The following is a 17,930-nucleotide window of genomic DNA, read 5'->3' on the forward strand; positions in this document are numbered from 1 at the left end:
TATCTCTTTTATACCGATATATTAGTATTATTGTTATTGCTTATATTTGCGTCAGCAAATAGGAGCATGAACGTTAGTGAATGCTCCGGAATAGTTTAAGTCTTTACTGTAGGTCTATACTGTAAGTCTTTATAACGTCTAATAGATATACAGTGAGTAGTCTATTCAATGGTATTAGGGTAGTCTAATGAATGAACTACTAGTTAGCAGGTTGCCACTTAAACGCATCACGACGCGCAGCTAATCTCCTTCTCCGATCAAGTTGACGGTCATATCGCGCCTTCGCTTCGGGAAACTTCTCAAAAAATTCATCCATAGAGTGAATCGGCTCGTTGAAGGTGTACGTATTATTTCCGAAGTACGGATGCTTTTCCTTGTTAATTAGACCAATTTCCAGCAACGTATCAAGCGCAGCATCTACCGCCCCACGACTGATATTCAGCGTCAACTCTATTTCATCTAACGTTGGGTAACTATATTTCTTGTCCGTACGATAATTCTTCACTAAAAACGTATGAACAAGAGCTGTATTTGCGTTAAATTTAGGATGAAGCATATAAAACAGCATAAATTCGTTAGGCATAGCCGCCCAACTGCCTGTGTATGCCTCACCATATGGTAACGCCTTTTGTTCGGATTTCTTTTCCGTCATAATATCGTCTCCTTTAGCTGTGTAATAGTTTGGCTGCGGACAATCACCGTCTACGTGCGTGTGTTAGTAACGCTTGTAAAGTCGGTGTATCTTCGAATATGAATACCTGGTAATCCGGTGACTCTCGACTTGGCTCAATCTTTAATATGCGATGACCACTTGCGGCAAGCTCGTTGGCAAGCCGGAGTGATCGAATAGCTTTCGTTTTCATGCGTGTACCTCCACTACTTCGAATAAACTAGTAATTCTCTCCTTGATTTCCGCTTTATTTTCGTCGTTTGTTTGAGCCATCGCGCTTAATGACACCACACTCATTTCGTTCATCAATTGCAAGAAATCACTTAGCGTATTTTCGATGTATAACGCATGAACATCCTTAACTATTCGATAAACTTGAATCGCTGATAATGGACTGTCCCAATAAAACGTGTATTGAACAGCATCCATATCGTTATAATGAAGCACGTCGATCATCGTTTGAAAACCTTCGTCAGTTTCAAATGTAGATTGTTCGATAATTACATTGTTGCTTAATAAAGCTTCGTTGTAATATAGGTAACTTTCTTTCTCCTCATTGAACACGCGGTTTAATGTTTGTGACATAAAAATCTCTCCCTTAGTTAATTAGTTTTTATTTGGTATATAAACGTCGATGTTCGACGGAATTGCCTCCTACTATGTAGTGCCCGCTCAAAACAGAATTTGATTTCGCTTTTCATAAAAATACTTCCCTACTTTACATAGCAGACTAAAACATCCGATTTGATATCACTTTTCATAAAATTTTCGTTCTACTATATCCAGCACACTAAAACGTTGTGTTTTGGGACAGCTTTTCGAAAAAAATTTCTGAAAAACTTTTTACTTACTATATACTTTTCTGTAAATTACCATTCCGTTAACACTTTCCGAAAAACTTATTCCTACTGACCTATACATAGAATTTCCATTTGGCGCACTTTGTTAAAAATAAAATTTCAACGTATCGTCTCCTACTAAACTTATATACAGAAAAATGAGTTTCGCACACTTTCGCGTAAATTCATTTCAAATTGCGGTATCATTACGAATTTGGTTGTGCGATAGTCGATTACTTGCATTTTGCGACCTCCCATACAAAATAGTGCGGAGTAAGATTTTGTTTTCTTAACACTTTTAAGTAAAATAAGTCGAAATACCTACGAACTAATAGCGTACAATACTCGCATCTAATTCCGTTCATTTCAGAGTCTTTTTTCCTTCGATGATAAATACGTCACCTTTCATATTAAAACGTCTGTGAGCGCTGTTTACGAAGGAAAACAAAAGGCTAGAAACGTCTGCAACCGCCTCTAGCCTCATAGGTCCATGCAGCAACAAAGACCGTTATTCATCTATTTAATACGCGTCAACCTAGTGTGATGAACGTCCGCCAAAACGTTCGGTTTTTCTTCTCCCTCAATCGCCCGTCGCCAATTCGCAACTATGTTGTATATTCTCGAACGTCAGCAAACGCTCATGATGTATGTAAACGTGTCAGAAATCCGTCTAATCACGTTTCAAGTCGCCTTCACCGTAATGTTAGTCATGCGCCAATCATGCTAAGTGGTGGAAAATAAGACGTGCCTTAACGTCTGCAGATTTCAAATACCTTATTACGAAGCTAAACGATCAACTTGTGCTAGGACCATAAGTAGATGCTCCGCTGTGTAGTCGTTCAAGTTGGCAAGAATAGACGCCAATTCCTCTGTATATTTGAGGTTTATATCTGCGTCATTTATCATAAGCGTTGCTTCGCATTCTTCTTCGCAGACAATTAGCTGCACTCCATCCATTAATTGCGTTGTTACCATTGTCACCGAGTAGTCAACATCCAATAGTACGTGCTCAATCTTTTGATTCATCTGTAAAACCTCCCGTTTTGTAAATTCATCACTAAGTAATATTTGTTTTTATTACTTAAAAAGTATTACCTTATCCGTAATATAAATATAACACCTCGCATATGATACGTCAAGCGTAATACGGGAAAAGTTTTAAAATGTTTTCAAACATGCTATACTACGAGCGAGGAGTGATATTATGACAATAGAAATTACACTAAAAGAGACATTAGAAAACACTACATTAACACGCAATGCAATCGCAGTTAAAGCCGGAATCAGACCAGCAACACTTCATGAAATAGTAAATGAAAAATCCAAAGGAATCACTTTTGAAACATTAAATAAAATCCTAGACGCAATGAATGAATTAGATAAGACACGCACTTACGATATAAAGGATATTTTTGTGTATGAGAAATAAAAAAACACAGGTTGTCTTTACCTGTGTTCAATCTCTTTCAATTATTAATTAAATAACGATGGAATTACGTGATGTAGCACTACATATGCCCCAACACCAAGACCCATTCCAACCACAAATAGCATCTAAAACACCTCGCTATATTTTTTATTACTTTAACCCGTATTCGCAAAAAATATTCGGAGGTGCAACTGTGGAAATTGCTTGGGAATTGAAAGAAAGTTTTAGTCCGTTAGTAGTCCGTAAGCCAAAGGAAATTGTGCCAGAAATAAAACCTCGAAAAAGTTTTAATAAAATTACCTATTTAACGGTCCCTTTATTACTGACGCCAGGAATTGCGTATGCGAATGACGGAAGAAGCACATTCTTTAAAATTTACGATACAGTTATGACACTGTTCGATCAAGGCGTTGTATTGGTGATCGTGTTTGCTGGCGCTTCTTGGATGCTCGGCCACCGAAGTAAAGCTATAGAATTATTAATCGCTTGTTGTTGTGGATATTTACTAGCAGCTCATGCCGTTGAGATTCGTGACTTTTTAAAAAGTATTAAAAGTTAGTTCTAAAACGCAGTATGCTCAACATAAGCTATATAGCAACGACAGGCTATTAGCTTTTTCCGAAATTTTACGCTTTGAATTGTGATATTGGTGAGCCAATCGAGATAGTGGACGACAAAAAAGACGACGGCCAATAAGGGCTATCGTCTTTCTTCTATTTTACTATCGCACTCATATTATCACCAAAGCCTGTGTTGTACTTATATTAGTATTTACGACCGTTACGGCACCATCTAGCAAAGTTTTCACAGTTGTTAAACGCAAGATTGTAATTATTTTCACCCAAACGACTATATGCTCTACAGACAACTTCATCACTTAAGTAAGTTTTAGGGCTGAATTTAGTGTGAATATTAGCGCCGGCTGCAAACTCGCTTAAGGACATTTTAATCACACCCTTGTCGTTTAAGTAATGGATGATTTCGCCCCTACCTATGTAAATTGCGTGATGTGTGTATCCGATCCTTTGCACAAATAAATGATCGCCCAATCCAAAATCATCCGAACTAAAAATCATTCGATTGGCAATATTGATTGTAGATGTTGCGTCAATGGCGTTGTTGAGGGTAACTTCTAAATTCTCAACTGTTTCATTAAATCTTCTTATTTTATACGCCGCCCTCGGATTTACAACTTCTATTCCATCCTCGATAGCACGAGTAATTTTTCTTTCTATCGGTTTCGTTATTGCTCTACCAATGGCATATCCCGGGTTTATCATAAACAACAAACGATTTACCATGCTGCATCCCACATTCCTAATCGACTAATTCAATCCTTTTTTAAATCCCATTTCCAATTCATCTAAATTATATCATATTTTTTATATAATATCATTTGACAACCGCACCCATTTTCAGCAGAATGGCTGCTCGCTCCAGGAAATCGGCGCAAAGTGGTTACCTATTATCGCTAGACACGCAGAAATACGTAAATAGCAACAATAAGTAACAACCGCATATTTCAGCGTCATGGTGACGTCCGAGGTTTCTCGTATGCTCCTGTTAGATTGGGATATTTCTATCCGTATGTACGCGTCTAATTATCGTCCTAGACGTGCGGTAGTCCTTAATTGAGCGTATTTGTACGCTGTTTGTCCGCTTGTACATGCTTACCCTAGCCGTAACTAGCCGATAAACCATGCCGCGCCCTTAATGGTGGCGCTCACCTATTCGTCGCAACCGTAACAGGAAACGGCTTGACCTGCGATATATTCCGTAGTTTGCGTTGAGACGGACGGCTCTGACCAGGTTAGATTAACGACGAATTAGTGGGCTACCTCGTCGCTACTGCTAAAAAAGGATGCACTTAATAGAAGTTGCACCATCGAAAAAATTTCGATATAATGAACCCTAAGAAACGCTATTGCTGCCAGGCAATTTTTAGCGTAGATATTAAGTTAGAAGTCGTTAGTGCGTCAACACTAGCGGCTTTTTTCTGTTTACAAATAATCCCGTAAGTTATTCGCAACCTCGTCGGTAGTTAATCCGAGATAAACGGTTGTTGTGGCAAGTGACTTATGCGACAATGCTTTGCTGATTAAAGCGACATTTGCGCCCTTCTTTAATAGATTGACGGCATACAATCGTCTGATGGCGTGTGGATTTATTTGCTCTAACCCGAATCGTTTCGCATAGTAAGAGAGTCTCTTCGTAATTGCGTTAGGCGTATTATCCGAAAAAATACGATCCCCGAATTTACTAACAAATAAATATTCGTTTTGTTTACGGTAATGTTTGCGAATTATATCGTTTTGCTTAATCAATCGTTTAAAGAACGTATCTAATTCATCATCAAAAGGTAACTTCACAGCTTCGCGACCTTTCATAATGTCTCCTTGTATAACTAAAATCCGATTATTAAAGTCGATATGCTTTTCTTCTAATTGAACTAACGTACTCATACGTAAACCGCACTTATAAATTGTTAAAACTGCGACTGCATCGCGGAAATGAATAAAATTTGACATGTCTAATAACGACAATAGAATTGCTAAATTATTTTCGTTTGCTGGCGGCTTAATTTTGTTGTCCACTTTAATTTTTACTTCTCTCCAGAAATTCCGATTCAACCACCCGTTATCATAAAAGCGATTCAATACAGCTTTAAGGACCCGCAATTTACTTTGTTTTGTTATATCCTTAACGTCACCTAAAGCGTCCAAAAATCCGTATAAACTTTCGAGTGTTAGCTCGTCTAAATAGTTAATTTGCATCGTTTTTAATAGCCGATTATAAACATATTCGTACTCTTTAATTGTCTGTTGCCTAATATTCGCAAGGCGCATCTGTTCTTTAACAATTAAGAATGCTGTACGCGCGCTAATGCGATTATTTGTTTGATTTGTTGCATTAACGTCAATCATAATCCGTGGTTTAGCTTGTCCTAATGACTCTGTGTATTCTTGCGATTCCTTGACCAATTTAATAGGCGGTGAATACTCTAAATCGAAAACGCCAGAACGTTGACCTTTTCTAGCCACGCAAAAAACCCCCTAACAATTATTCGTTAGAGGGTAAAACATATACGATATTCCGTTTTGTTTTATTCTTAATTCTATTCCACCGTCAAATAAATATCGGTAAATTGATTCCGCAACATTCACCGATCAATGAACGGTTAGAATAGCGGTAAATCAAGCTACGTCTACTTTCCAACGCCTAAAACATCGTTCTCTTCCAAGAATTTCGTGTTAAATTGCGCAGATTTGAAAACGTCATTGTTCATTAACGCTTGGTGGAATGGAATCGTTGTGTTGATACCAGGACCAGCTACTTCGAATTCACCAAGTGCACGATTCATTTTCGCAATGGCCTCTTCACGCGTATCAGCATGAACGATTAGTTTCGCTACCATTGAATCGTAGTAAGGCGGGATTGTATAACCTGCATAAACTGCAGAATCGATACGTACACCATAACCACCAGGTGTGATATACGTGTCTACCGTACCAGCTGATGGCATAAAGTTTTTGTATGCGTTTTCTGCGTTAATACGGCATTCAATAGCCCAACCATTTAATTTAATATCATCTTGTGTGAAAGGCAGTTTCTCACCTGAAGCAATTTTTAACTGTTGTTGTACAAGATCCACACCAGAAATCATTTCAGTCACTGGGTGTTCTACTTGGATACGCGTGTTCATTTCCATAAAGTAGAACTTGTCCTCTTGATAGTCATAGATGAACTCGATCGTACCAGCACCTTCATAGTTACATGCTTCTGCTGCTTTAACCGCTGCTGCACCCATTTCTGCACGACGTTCAGGCGTTAGTGCAGGTGATGGCGCTTCCTCTACTAATTTCTGCATACGTCGTTGCACTGTACAGTCACGTTCTCCTAAATGGACAACATTACCGTAACCATCGGCTAATACTTGGATTTCACAGTGACGGAAGTACTCGATAAATTTTTCTAAATATACGCCAGGGTTACCGAATGCTGCAGCAGCCTCTTTTTGCGTAATATCAATACCTTTTACAAGGTCTTCTTCTGTACGAGCGACACGGATACCTTTACCGCCCCCACCAGCAGTTGCTTTAATGATTACTGGGTAACCGATTTTTGCAGCCCATTCTTTACCTGTTTCGATATCTGGTACAATTCCAGTACCCGGAACAAGTGGGACACCTGCTGCTTCCATTGTTGTACGAGCAACGTCTTTAATCCCCATAATTTTAATGGAATCAGATGAAGGACCAATGAATTTAATGCCCGCATTTTCACATGCTTCAGCGAAATCAGCATTTTCAGAAACGAAACCGTACCCTGGGTGGATACCGTCTGCTCCTGTTTTTTCTGCTACGCTTAATAATGCAGGGAAGCTTAGATAAGAATCTTTTGATAGCTTCGGACCGATGCAATATGCTTCGTCAGCTAACTTCACATGTAATGCATCTGCGTCAGCTTCAGAATATACGGCAACCGATTTGATGCCTAACTCTTTACAGGCACGAATAATACGAACAGCGATTTCGCCGCGGTTTGCAATTAAAACTTTTTTCATGGTTTTGCACTCCTTACTCAGCTTTTACAAGGAATAATGGTTGACCGTATTCTACTAAATCTCCATCTTTAACAAGTACTTCAACGATTTCACCTTTAACTTCTGCTTCGATTTCGTTGAAAAGCTTCATTGCTTCTACGATACAAACGATTGTTTCGTCGCCTACTTTATCGCCCACTTTTACGTAAGCTGGTGAATCTGGGTTTGGAGCAGCATAGAATGTACCTACCATTGGTGATACAATTTTATGTAACGATGGGTCGTTACTTGCAGGGGCTGCTGCTGGTGCTTCTTCAACTTTAGCTGGAGCTGCAACTGGTGCTGCTTGTGCTGGTGCAGATTGTTGTACAACAGGGGCTGTTTCTACTTTTTTAGGTGCTACAGTTTCAGTAACAACAACATTATTCTTTTTTAATTTAACTTTTGCGCCATCTACTTCATAAACGAACTCGTCGATTGAAGAAGAATCAACTAATTTGATAATTTCACGAATTTCTTGAATTTTGAACATTTCTAACTCTCCTTATGAAATAAAATCTACTACAATCACTATTCTATATTTTTTTGACCCAATATGAAACACTTAAATGCAAATTAAGTAAATATAAACATAATAAAAGGCTTTCGTTTCCTTAGCGAAAGCCTTTTCATAACGCTGATATATAACAATAATTGATTAATAAACTAAATATTCCTTTTTTTCTTTATTTTTTAATAGTTATTCGCACTGAATTTTACTTGTACGTCATTTGCGCCTTCCCACTCCGTTTTCACCAAGTAAATAATCTCATTTGCTTGCGATTTTGATAGTTCTTCTGCCATCACTGTAACAGAAACTTTTTCGCCTTCTGCTCTAACAAAAGCATCCGAGTAGCCTAGAGACTTAATCAGCATTTCTAGCATTGCTTCCGCTGATTCCTGTTTAATTAAACCGTCTATTTCATTATAAGCCTCATTTTTTTCTTCAGCTGTATATTCTTCTGAACCAATTTTTTGTGTTAGTTGTTCACGTAGTTGGCTTCTTTCATCATTTACTTGCATACGCATTTCTTCAAATAAATGACTAGGCGATAATACTTCTTGTGTTGCATCTTTTTTTGTAGCCTCCTGATCTGTAACACCAGTAATTGCTGTTTGTTGTAATGTATCATCTGTAAAAATCGTTAAGCCATTAAATTGTTTTGCAGGATCTACCAAATAATAAACTGAAATAACTGCTACAAGACTTAATAATGTCATAAACCAAACTGTTCTTCTACGTACGCGCATTTACTTTTCCTCCTTATTTTCCATTGGAACGATAATAATTCGATGAATAGGTAATTGCATCACTTGACTGACGACAGCACGTATTTCATTTTTTACAAATATATCTGATGCACCTTCTGAAACAATTAGCATTCCTGATACGTCTTTTGTACTTTGGTCAGTCCCTCGAAAATACTGGCTAAGTAGTTTATTTTCATCTTTAGCATCTGTCATCTCTCCATAATAAAAATAGACTTTTACCTCCCCAACACCTTGCATCGCCTTAAGCGTTTGCTCAAGTTTTTCTTCATTCGTATTCGGTGTTACTTTTTCATTTGTTGAATTCGTTTGATACATAGGAAACACGATGAAAATTCCCACGGAGGCAGCAATCAACATTAAGACGATAAATGACGTTGTTTTTTTTTGTGCCTTTTCCACATCACTTGTACATTGCCTCCTTTCATCTTCTCTTTTTCAAGTGTATGTACGCTTGTTTCTTCCTATGAATTGATAAATGGAATCTTTAATAGCAATTGCAAAAATACTAATGTAATCACTAGTTTTGTAAGTGATATGATTTGTTGGTCATCCGTTAGAAACACGAATATTTGACAAATAAAGAGCAATGCCAATAAAAGAATCAATCTATCTCCCCCCAGCCATCACTTGCACGAAAACGATCAGGAAAAAACAAGAAAACATAAATGAAAAAGCAATTAAAAATGATACTGCACATAACGTAAATAGAGATTTACTAACATGGTCAAGCAATCTACAAATATCATCAAAAGCAATCGGCTCTAAAATAGCGGCTAATAGTTTCAAAGAATAGGCACTGACAACGAGTTGGACAGTTGGAATAAATGCTACCGTAATAACAGCGATAAAGGCACTGATGCTACTAATCGAAGAAGAAAATTGTGTCATATGCTGAAACATCGAAAAACTATCAACGATAAAGGAACCGACTACAGGAATATTTTCTTCAATCAATTTTTTCACTGGCTCTGCTACTGCCTTATTGACACTAAATGCTGCAACACCGCTTGCCGACATTAAAATGATGTAGCAAATAACAGATGCCGAAACAATACTCATAATGGTAAAACGAATCAATTCTGCAATTCGCGTAAAAGATATTTCTTTGACGATGACACTGCTGACATCAAAGACAATCGCCAACAGCACACCAGGAATAAGCCATTTACTACTGACAATCGTTAAGACTTGTACAAAAAAAAGCAGAAAAGGCTGCCAAGAAGCAACGGCTGTTATACTGCTGGACAACAAAAAGCTAGAAGTCAGAATCGGATAAAATGCCGTGAAAATATGGGACAGCCCCTGTGCAATTTCATCAATGAGTTGAAATGATTTAACGACTACAGGGCCAATTGTGGCTAATACAATAAGAAAGAAAAGTATCCTTGTCCCTTTTTCAAACCCTGGTAAAAGCATATTGACAATTAAAATAATGATGACATAGCCACACAATATGAGCGTCATCTTGAGCAAGAGAAAAAATGGATCGATGAAAAACGAGAGTAGTTGCTCCTGCACTGGCTTCGCCCCTTAGTTTAACCTTTGTAAAATAGCCGACACCCCCTGTAAGACAACCAAAAATTCTTTAAACCAATACATCAAAATCACAATTTTCACCGCATCGAAAACGATACTGCCAAGCACTTTATAACTATGCTCCACAAGTAACATAGACACCCATTGCCCTACGTAAAAAAGGCTAGCACTCATGACAATCGCTTTTGCATAGGGCAAAAATGTGAGCAGATCCATTAATTGTTTAACGAATGGCAATAAGAGTGTCGAGAACAACAAACCGAACAACAAAAATGCAAACATCACACTAATGAGCGCGTGGAGTGGCTGTATGACTTCTTTTAAAAGCAACAATAAAAGCAGCATGACAACAGCGACAATAACAATTTCCATTTACTTACCCAGATGAGGTCAACCACTGGAAGAATGTTAAGATTTCAGTGAAAAATAGACGTAAAAATCGGAGTAATTCTGCTGTCATATATAAGTAGGCAATGAAAAATAAGAAAAATGAAAATTCTTTCTTCCCTGTTTGATCAAAAAAAACATGAAGAAGCGCTACTACTAGTCCCACTCCAGCGACTCTTAATACGTCCTGTAATTCCATTCATACGCCCCCTCGTGTACAGCAATATATGTCGCACGCCAAAAAAAAAGAACAGTGCCAGTCACTCAAACAATTCTGAATTGTTTGAGTGACTGGCACCCATACTAAACTAATTTTTCTATGATGCTTTTCACTGTGCCCGGTTGCACGAGATGACAATTTTCACCCATCCACATCGATAAATATTGTGGATTTCCTTGCGCTGCGCTTTCTTTGCGAATCGTAGACGTTAAATGATGTTGCAGTGGGTAAGGTGCTACAACAGCATCCTTCATCTGTTCTGTAAAACGATTAGCGATGCCACGGGCCGCTTTGCCAGTAAAAGCATAGGTAATCGTTGTCTGATGTGCTTTCGATTGTAATATCGCATTTTTGTATAGCGGTGAAATTTCACATTCATCTGCAACTAATAAAGCTGTGCCAACTTGTACTGCCTGTGCACCTCCTGCCAGTGCACGCTTCACATCTTCACTTGAGACGATTCCGCCAGCTGCAATAATCGGTAGCGAAATTTTGCCTGCCACTTGCTGTAACAAGTTTTCTCGAGCTATTAATTGCATCGGATTGGTAAAGGATCCACGATGACCACCAGCCTCGCCACCTTGTAAAACGACAGCATCCATGCCAGATTGCTCAATTTGAATGGCTTCATCCAATGTGGTAGCTGTTCCAATAACATACACATTCTTGTCTTTTAAACGTTGAATCACGTCTGCTGAAGGGATGCCAAATGTAAACGAGCAAACTGCTACTTGCTCATCCAGGACTGCCTGTAATTGCCCCTCAAAAACTTCGTTTGACATCACACTTTGCACAGGGGAAAGTCCTAGCTCATCGTAATAAGGCTGAAGCGCCATCCGTGCTTTTTGTAGAACATCTACATCAATCCGCGGCTCTTCCTGCACAAATAAATTTACGGCAAATGGCTTGTGCGTTAAACTTTTTACTTCCTGAATAAAGCGTCTTGTTTGCTCACCATCTAAATAGCCCGCCCCAATCGATCCTAAAATGCCGATTTCTGCGCAGGCAGCTACAAATTTCGGTGTCGTTACCCCAGCCATTGGTGCTTGAATAATTGGATATTGCATCTTTAATTGTTGAATCATTCTATTCCCCTCCTTACTTTTATTGTAAACGTTATTTCTCGATAATACCTCCTTCATTTTCACATTTTTTGCACTTTTACAATTTATGTAATAAAAAAGAAAAAACCTACCCTATAAAAGAGTAGGTTTATAAAGATGCTTATGCGCGTGACACGTAAGAAGCTTCTGAAGTGTTGATCACTAACACATCACCTTGGTTTACGAAGAAAGGAACTTGCACAATAAGGCCTGTTTCAAGTGTAGCAGGTTTTGTACCGCCTGAAGCTGTATCACCTTTAATACCTGGTTCTGTTTCCGTAACTTCTAATTCAACTGTGTTTGGTAATTCAACACCTAGCATTTCGCCTTGGTAAGATTGAATGTGTACTTCCATGTTTTCTTTTAAGAATTTTAATTCATATTCAATAGCAGCTGATGCTAGTTCAGTTTGCTCATATGATTCTAAATCCATAAATACATGCTCATCACCTTGTGCATATAAATATTGCATTTTACGGTTATCGATTTGTGCTTTTTCTACTTTTTCACCAGCACGGAAAGTTTTTTCATTGACAGAACCATTACGTAAGTTACGTAATTTAGAACGAACGAATGCTGCACCTTTACCTGGTTTAACGTGTTGGAAATCTAACACGCGATATAATTGGCCATCAACAATAATTGTTAGACCTGTACGAAAATCGTTTACTGAAATCATTTTTGTTCCTCCATTGTTTATAAGATGATGAGTTCTTTAGTCGAATGCGTTAGCAGTTCATTACCGGACTCAGTGATTAAAATATCGTCCTCGATACGTACACCACCAACTCCAGGTACATAAACACCTGGTTCAATCGTAACGGCCATACCTGGCTCTAATACCGTCGCAGAACGCTTCGATAAACCAGGACCTTCATGAACTTCGAGACCAATACCATGTCCTAATGAATGACCAAATGCCTCACCATAGCCTTTTTCTGTTAAATAGTCGCGGGCAATTGCATCTGCCTGAATACCTGTTAAGCCAGGACCAACTTTTTCAAGTGCTAAAAGTTGAGAGGCAAGTACTGTATTGTACATCTCCACTAATTTTTCAGATGGCTCACCTACTGCCACCGTACGTGTTATATCCGAAATATAGCCATTGTAAAGTGCACCAAAATCAAGTGTGACAAAGTCGCCTTTTTCAATAACTTTATTCGTTGCAACACCATGTGGAAGTGCTGAGCGAAGACCTGACGCTACAATTGTATCAAATGAGGACTGCGTTGCTCCTTGTTGTCGCATGAAAAATTCTAATTCATTCGAAACCTCAAGCTCTGTTTTACCTGGCTTGATGAAGTCTAAAATATGTGTAAATGCGTGATCGGCAATTTCACACGCAACCTTAATAATATTAATCTCTTGTTCAGTCTTAATCAAGCGAATTTTTTCAATTAATCCAGAAACGGGCACTAAATCAGCTGGAATGACACTTTTATATAACTCATATGTGTCAAAGCTTACAGTATCTTTCTCAAATCCCAATGATTTAATACCCATTGCTTTCACTTGTGTCGCAATTTCTTCTAAAAGTGTCGCCTCGTGCTGAACAATTGTAAAATCTGTAATTTGTGCGGCTGCTTGCTCTGTATAGCGGAAGTCAGTAATGAAAACAGCATCTTGTTGTGACACAATCGCAACACCAGCTGTTCCAGTAAATCCTGTCATATAGCGACGATTGTAATCGTTCGTAATTAAAATGCCATCGATGTTTTGCTCTTGCAGTGTTTGACGAAGCTTTTGTAATTTCAACATAGTTATTTCTCCCTCTCAATAAAAGTGCGTAGTGCCAGTTCATAGCCTTTCGTACCAAGTCCACTAATTTGACCAAGGCATGCCGGTGCAAGATAAGAATGATGGCGGAAAGCCTCACGTTTGTGGATATTGGAAATATGTACTTCGATTACGGGTACGGCAATCCCTGCAATGGCATCATGTAATGCTATGCTTGTATGGGTATAGGCACCTGGATTAAAAATAATACCATCATACTTTTCGTCTTCTGCTTCATGTACCCAATCCACAAGAACGCCTTCATGGTTCGATTGACGAAACTCGACGGTAGCACCTAGAGAAGCCGCAAGATTTTGAACATTCTTTTTTACATCGTCCAGTGTTTCATGACCGTAAATATGGGGCTCACGCTTTCCTAATCGATTTAAGTTTGGTCCATTCAAACATAATAACTTCACGCAGTATTCGCCTCTTTCTATGTACTTGCTTATTATTTTATCATACCAAAAGCATACAGCAACTAATTTCCTTTTTGTGCTGTATGCTCTTTTTGATGAAAATTAGCTGTTTCAAGTAAAAAGCGTAGTAGGCAAATAACGACAACAATAAAAGGGATAGATAATTTTTTGAAAGATTTCGATTGTAAAGGTAAATCCAAAACGAACCACTCTAATGTAATCGTAATAATAAGCCCAAGCAATAAAGAAGTTAACACCGCAGGTATAATATGCGTATAGCGTAAAGTCATATATAAAAAGAAACCAACGACAAATAACGCCAATGTAAGAAAACTCCAATGAAATAATTTGGAGCTATCCTCGAACAATTCCCATTTTTTATAAAAGCCGATTGGATTCCAAGAAATTAAATGAAAGAAATGAAGTCCTTTCAAACATAAGGCTAAAACGATGGCATAAACGGCTGCTGTAATTAATCCTGTTTTCATCTAAATTCCTCCTAATTTGACGAGCTTGCATTCGCGCTTTGCTTTGTTATCATTCTGATGCAACGATGACATGCTTCCATAAAAACCAAAATAACACGATTAGTGTAACCATTTAGAAAATTTACTATGCGTTCCTCTAGAGGTTTTTCGCTAAATTTAGTACAATAATACAGTTGAAATATATAAAGAGAGTGGTGTTAGCCTTGAGCAATTCACCTGTATACGGGGGACAAGCACAATTAGAAGGTGTGATGTTCGGAGGAAAGGAACATACAATTACTGCCATTCGCCGTAATGATGATTCCATTGATTACTATCATTTTAAAAAAGTTCAAAAACCAATCCTGCAAAAGCTGAAAAAAATTCCATTCGTCCGTGGGGTTGTTGCACTAATTGAATCAGCAGGTTTAGGTTCCCGTCATATGCAATTCTCAGGAGATCGCTATGACGTGACGCCAGGCGAAGAAGCTGAACATGTAGAAGAAAGCGGTTCGAAATTGCAAATGATTTTAGGTGTAGCCGTTGTCGGCATTCTTTCCTTCCTATTTGGAAAATTTGCCTTTACATTAATTCCAGTGTTTATTGCTGATTTCTTTTCGAAATGGATTGATGGCAAAGTAGGACAAGTGCTACTAGAAAGTGGCATTAAGCTTCTTTTACTTCTTACCTACTTATATTTTATTTCTTTAACACCGCTAATTAAACGTGTGTTCCAATATCATGGCGCTGAACATAAAGTAATTAATTGCTATGAAGCCGGTATGGAGATAAATGTGAAAAATGTCCAAGCCCAATCCCGTTTACATTATCGTTGCGGTAGTAGCTTTATGTTATTCACAGTTTTCGTTGGCATGTTTTTATATTTCTTTGTACCAACAGATCCGCTATGGTTACGAATTGTAGACCGTATTTTATTAATTCCAGTTGTACTAGGTGTATCCTTTGAAGTATTACAGGCAACAAATGCGTGCCGTAACATTCCTGTGTTACGCTACCTTGGCTATCCAGGTTTATGGCTGCAATTGCTAACAACTAGAGAGCCATTGGATGAACAAGTGGAAGTAGCGATTGCCTCTTTCAATATGTTACGTCAAGTAGAACAGCAACCTGAAATTGCTGCAACGTTAAATCACGACTAATAGGCAGCAACGATTTTTTCCATAAAAAAAACGCACAATGAGTCGATACAAACGACATTGTGCGTTTTATTTTTTATTATGTTATTGCCATCTCACTAACACGGTGCTTTGCCTGCTCATACTCTTCTTGTAATAACGTGATAATTTCGCGCACAGATTCACGTTTTTCAATATTTGTGACACCATGCCCTGCTGACCAAATATCGCGCCAAGCTTTGACATTGACAAGATGCGTTAAATCAATATCCTCTCTTGGCTTTAACGAAGCTGGATCAATGCCTTCTTTTAGTAACGAAGGAATTAACACATTGACATGCACCCCACTAAACGCATCGGTATACAAAATATCGTCCGTCTGACTATCAATAACCATTTTTTTATAATCCTCTGGTGCATTGCCTTCATGACAAGCGATAAAACGAGTGCCTAAATAAGCATAATCCGCACCAATAATTTGCGCTGCTAACATATCTGCGCCACTTGAAATAGACCCGGATAAAATAATCGTTCCATGAAAAAATTTTTTCACGGCCGAGACAAAACCAAATGGATTGAGCTGCCCTCCGTGCCCCCCTGCTCCTGCACATACGAGAATCAAACCGTCGACACCTGTTGCTGCTGACTTCTCAGCGTGTTTAACATTTGCCACATCAGCATAGACTTGTCCCCCATAACTATGGACAATGTCAATGACCCGTTTCGGATTGCCAAGCGATGTAATCACAATAGGTGGCTCATATTGTTCAATTAATTGTAAATCTTCTTCAAAACGCGCATTCGCTACTGGATGACAAATAAAATTGACCGCCCACGGCTCTGTTGGTAATGCTTCCTTAATCTCTTGAAGCCACTTGGCACAGGTTGCCGATGGTCTTGCGTTTAATAATGGAAACGAACCAATTGCCCCAGCTCGACTTGCCTCAATGACCATCGCCGGATTCGAAATTAAAAACATTGGTGCTACGATGATTGGTAAACGTGACATCTTCTCTCCCCCTTTTTATTAAAGATTCTAGCTAGTTGATAAAATCCCTACTTGATGAAGTAAATTAATCATTTTCTCGGTTCGTTTTTGAAACGATGAAAACTTACCTTTGTCATTCAACAAAAAAAGAGCTGCCTATGCAACTCCAAATTAATCACCAAAAGCAAAGAGTATTTCTACTTCACAAGCTAACTCTCCGTCCACTGTAGCAATGCCTTTCGCCTTACCAATAGGTCCTTTTAATCGAGTGATGTCAATTTCAAGACGGAGTTGGTCTCCAGGCTTTACTTGCCGCTTAAAACGACAGTGATCTATTCCTGCTAAAAGCCCTAATCGGCCTTGATTCCCTTCTTTCGTTAACATGACAACTGCGCTCACTTGCGCTAATGCTTCGACAATTAGGACACCTGGCATCACCGGGTAATGAGGGAAGTGCCCATTAAAAAAATGCTCATTAGCCGTGACATTTTTTAGTCCAACCACTCGTTTCCCTTATTCTAATTCCACTATTTTATCAATTAAAAGGAAAGGATAACGATGTTTAATTATTTCTTTAATTTTTTGAGTATCGAACATGATTAATGCCCCTTTTACATTTTTATTAGCTTATGTTTATTTTACCACCTGATACTAATAGTTGATACTATATTTTAGTAATGCTCGCTCGTTTAGTCTCTTAATTTTGTCGATAAAATGCATCAACATCCGTCACTTCATTGTCAATAAAGAACTGCGCTGAACATTGGACCATTTCGACAAAGTCAGCATCATTCAACATCACTCTATTTTTTAACAAACGATTGCCTTTAATTGATTCAATACTGCCATTTACTTTTGTTTCTTCGGTTAGCACATTATATTGAATCCGCATATATGTCTTTCCTTTATAAGTAATATAAGCTGTGACTTCACTATTTTCCAAATTAATAAACGGATAATCTACTTTTATACCACTGGAAATAAAGACAGTTTTACCAGACATACGCTTTCGAATATACAATAGTGAAACAATCCCCAATGCCATACTCATGATCTTTATTCGATTACACGACGAACGCTTCATTTCTTATCCCCCAAATGTTTTG

At 38.3% G+C, this 17,930-nt stretch carries 23 protein-coding genes and 1 pseudogene; 3 read left to right on the plus strand and 21 right to left on the minus strand.

The features are described from left to right. Positions 1–199: 199 nt before the first annotated feature. The 4 genes from ACKVEV_RS08130 to ACKVEV_RS08145 form a co-directional block, all read right to left on the minus strand. Entirely contained in the window at positions 200–652 is a 453-nt protein-coding gene (locus ACKVEV_RS08130; protein ID WP_409369896.1) for a hypothetical protein, read from the minus strand. A gap of 43 nt (positions 653–695) precedes the next feature. Continuing rightward, on the minus strand, positions 696–863 hold the full coding sequence (locus ACKVEV_RS08135) for a hypothetical protein (protein ID WP_409369897.1): 168 nt from the start codon (positions 861–863) through the stop codon (positions 696–698). Further along, positions 860–1,255: a hypothetical protein gene (locus tag ACKVEV_RS08140; protein ID WP_409369898.1), complete on the minus strand. Its 396-nt coding sequence runs from the start codon at positions 1,253–1,255 to the stop codon at positions 860–862. Before ACKVEV_RS08140 ends, ACKVEV_RS08135 begins: the two co-directional genes overlap by 4 nt. Positions 1,256–2,286: 1,031 nt before the next feature. After that, positions 2,287–2,535, minus strand: a complete 249-nt coding sequence (locus ACKVEV_RS08145) for a hypothetical protein (RefSeq protein WP_409369899.1) — start codon at positions 2,533–2,535, stop codon at positions 2,287–2,289. A gap of 178 nt (positions 2,536–2,713) precedes the next feature. Between ACKVEV_RS08145 and ACKVEV_RS08150 the strand changes: the two genes are divergently transcribed. Both ACKVEV_RS08150 and ACKVEV_RS08155 read left to right on the plus strand, forming a co-directional pair. Continuing rightward, positions 2,714–2,938, plus strand: coding sequence for a helix-turn-helix domain-containing protein (locus tag ACKVEV_RS08150; protein WP_409369900.1), 225 nt, complete (start codon positions 2,714–2,716; stop codon positions 2,936–2,938). 193 nt (positions 2,939–3,131) lie between these two features. Beyond that, on the plus strand, positions 3,132–3,497 hold the full coding sequence (locus tag ACKVEV_RS08155; RefSeq protein ID WP_409369901.1) for a hypothetical protein: 366 nt from the start codon (positions 3,132–3,134) through the stop codon (positions 3,495–3,497). A gap of 205 nt (positions 3,498–3,702) precedes the next feature. Here the strand turns inward: ACKVEV_RS08155 and ACKVEV_RS08160 are convergent, their stop codons facing one another. From ACKVEV_RS08160 to ACKVEV_RS08225, 14 genes are all read right to left on the minus strand, one after another. Further along, positions 3,703–4,239, minus strand: a complete 537-nt coding sequence (locus tag ACKVEV_RS08160) for a lecithin retinol acyltransferase family protein (protein WP_409369902.1) — start codon at positions 4,237–4,239, stop codon at positions 3,703–3,705. Between the two features lie 699 nt (positions 4,240–4,938). Next, positions 4,939–5,979, minus strand: coding sequence for a tyrosine-type recombinase/integrase (locus ACKVEV_RS08165; protein WP_409369903.1), 1,041 nt, complete (start codon positions 5,977–5,979; stop codon positions 4,939–4,941). 164 nt (positions 5,980–6,143) lie between these two features. Beyond that, the gene (gene accC / locus ACKVEV_RS08170) at positions 6,144–7,502 is read right to left on the minus strand and encodes an acetyl-CoA carboxylase biotin carboxylase subunit (protein WP_409369904.1); all 1,359 of its coding nucleotides are present in this window, start codon (positions 7,500–7,502) and stop codon (positions 6,144–6,146) included. Positions 7,503–7,515: 13 nt separating this feature from the next. After that, a complete protein-coding gene (gene accB / locus ACKVEV_RS08175; RefSeq protein ID WP_409369905.1) occupies positions 7,516–8,013 on the minus strand; it encodes an acetyl-CoA carboxylase biotin carboxyl carrier protein in 498 nt (165 codons plus the stop codon). Positions 8,014–8,213: 200 nt separating this feature from the next. Continuing rightward, positions 8,214–8,771 carry a SpoIIIAH-like family protein gene (locus tag ACKVEV_RS08180; RefSeq protein WP_409369906.1) on the minus strand — a complete coding sequence of 186 codons (558 nt, stop codon included), beginning with the start codon at positions 8,769–8,771 and terminating at the stop codon, positions 8,214–8,216. Next, a complete protein-coding gene (locus ACKVEV_RS08185; RefSeq protein ID WP_409369907.1) occupies positions 8,772–9,191 on the minus strand; it encodes a hypothetical protein in 420 nt (139 codons plus the stop codon). A 207-nt stretch (positions 9,192–9,398) separates the two neighbouring features. Continuing rightward, positions 9,399–10,310, minus strand: a complete 912-nt coding sequence (locus ACKVEV_RS08190; RefSeq protein ID WP_409369908.1) for a stage III sporulation protein AE — start codon at positions 10,308–10,310, stop codon at positions 9,399–9,401. A 12-nt stretch (positions 10,311–10,322) separates the two neighbouring features. Beyond that, complete coding sequence (locus ACKVEV_RS08195; RefSeq protein ID WP_409369909.1) at positions 10,323–10,700, minus strand: hypothetical protein; 378 nt, start codon at positions 10,698–10,700, stop codon at positions 10,323–10,325. A gap of 4 nt (positions 10,701–10,704) precedes the next feature. Then, entirely contained in the window at positions 10,705–10,914 is a 210-nt protein-coding gene (locus tag ACKVEV_RS08200; RefSeq protein ID WP_008179863.1) for a hypothetical protein, read from the minus strand. A gap of 104 nt (positions 10,915–11,018) precedes the next feature. Then, positions 11,019–12,020: an NAD(P)H-dependent flavin oxidoreductase gene (locus tag ACKVEV_RS08205; protein WP_409369910.1), complete on the minus strand. Its 1,002-nt coding sequence runs from the start codon at positions 12,018–12,020 to the stop codon at positions 11,019–11,021. Positions 12,021–12,159: 139 nt separating this feature from the next. Then, positions 12,160–12,717 carry an elongation factor P gene (gene efp, locus ACKVEV_RS08210; protein WP_409369911.1) on the minus strand — a complete coding sequence of 186 codons (558 nt, stop codon included), beginning with the start codon at positions 12,715–12,717 and terminating at the stop codon, positions 12,160–12,162. Positions 12,718–12,734: 17 nt separating this feature from the next. Next, entirely contained in the window at positions 12,735–13,796 is a 1,062-nt protein-coding gene (locus tag ACKVEV_RS08215; protein ID WP_409369912.1) for a M24 family metallopeptidase, read from the minus strand. Positions 13,797–13,798: 2 nt separating this feature from the next. Next, positions 13,799–14,233, minus strand: coding sequence for a type II 3-dehydroquinate dehydratase (gene aroQ, locus ACKVEV_RS08220; RefSeq protein ID WP_409369913.1), 435 nt, complete (start codon positions 14,231–14,233; stop codon positions 13,799–13,801). 62 nt (positions 14,234–14,295) lie between these two features. Then, positions 14,296–14,721, minus strand: a complete 426-nt coding sequence (locus ACKVEV_RS08225) for a hypothetical protein (RefSeq protein WP_409369914.1) — start codon at positions 14,719–14,721, stop codon at positions 14,296–14,298. Between the two features lie 203 nt (positions 14,722–14,924). Between ACKVEV_RS08225 and ACKVEV_RS08230 the strand changes: the two genes are divergently transcribed. Then, the gene (locus ACKVEV_RS08230; protein WP_409369915.1) at positions 14,925–15,860 is read left to right on the plus strand and encodes a DUF1385 domain-containing protein; all 936 of its coding nucleotides are present in this window, start codon (positions 14,925–14,927) and stop codon (positions 15,858–15,860) included. 76 nt (positions 15,861–15,936) lie between these two features. On the opposite strand, the gene ACKVEV_RS08235 is transcribed toward ACKVEV_RS08230, so the two are convergent. From ACKVEV_RS08235 to ACKVEV_RS08245, 3 genes and pseudogenes are all read right to left on the minus strand, one after another. Next, complete coding sequence (locus tag ACKVEV_RS08235; protein WP_409369916.1) at positions 15,937–16,845, minus strand: NAD(P)H-dependent flavin oxidoreductase; 909 nt, start codon at positions 16,843–16,845, stop codon at positions 15,937–15,939. A 150-nt stretch (positions 16,846–16,995) separates the two neighbouring features. Beyond that, positions 16,996–17,421, minus strand: a pseudogene (gene fabZ, locus ACKVEV_RS08240) (3-hydroxyacyl-ACP dehydratase FabZ). Positions 17,422–17,521: 100 nt separating this feature from the next. Next, positions 17,522–17,908, minus strand: coding sequence for a hypothetical protein (locus ACKVEV_RS08245; RefSeq protein ID WP_409369917.1), 387 nt, complete (start codon positions 17,906–17,908; stop codon positions 17,522–17,524). Between the last annotated feature and the right edge of the window lie 22 nt (positions 17,909–17,930).

This window comes from Lysinibacillus sp. 38-6, from assembly GCF_046245175.1.
GTDB lineage: Bacteria > Bacillota > Bacilli > Bacillales_A > Planococcaceae > Lysinibacillus.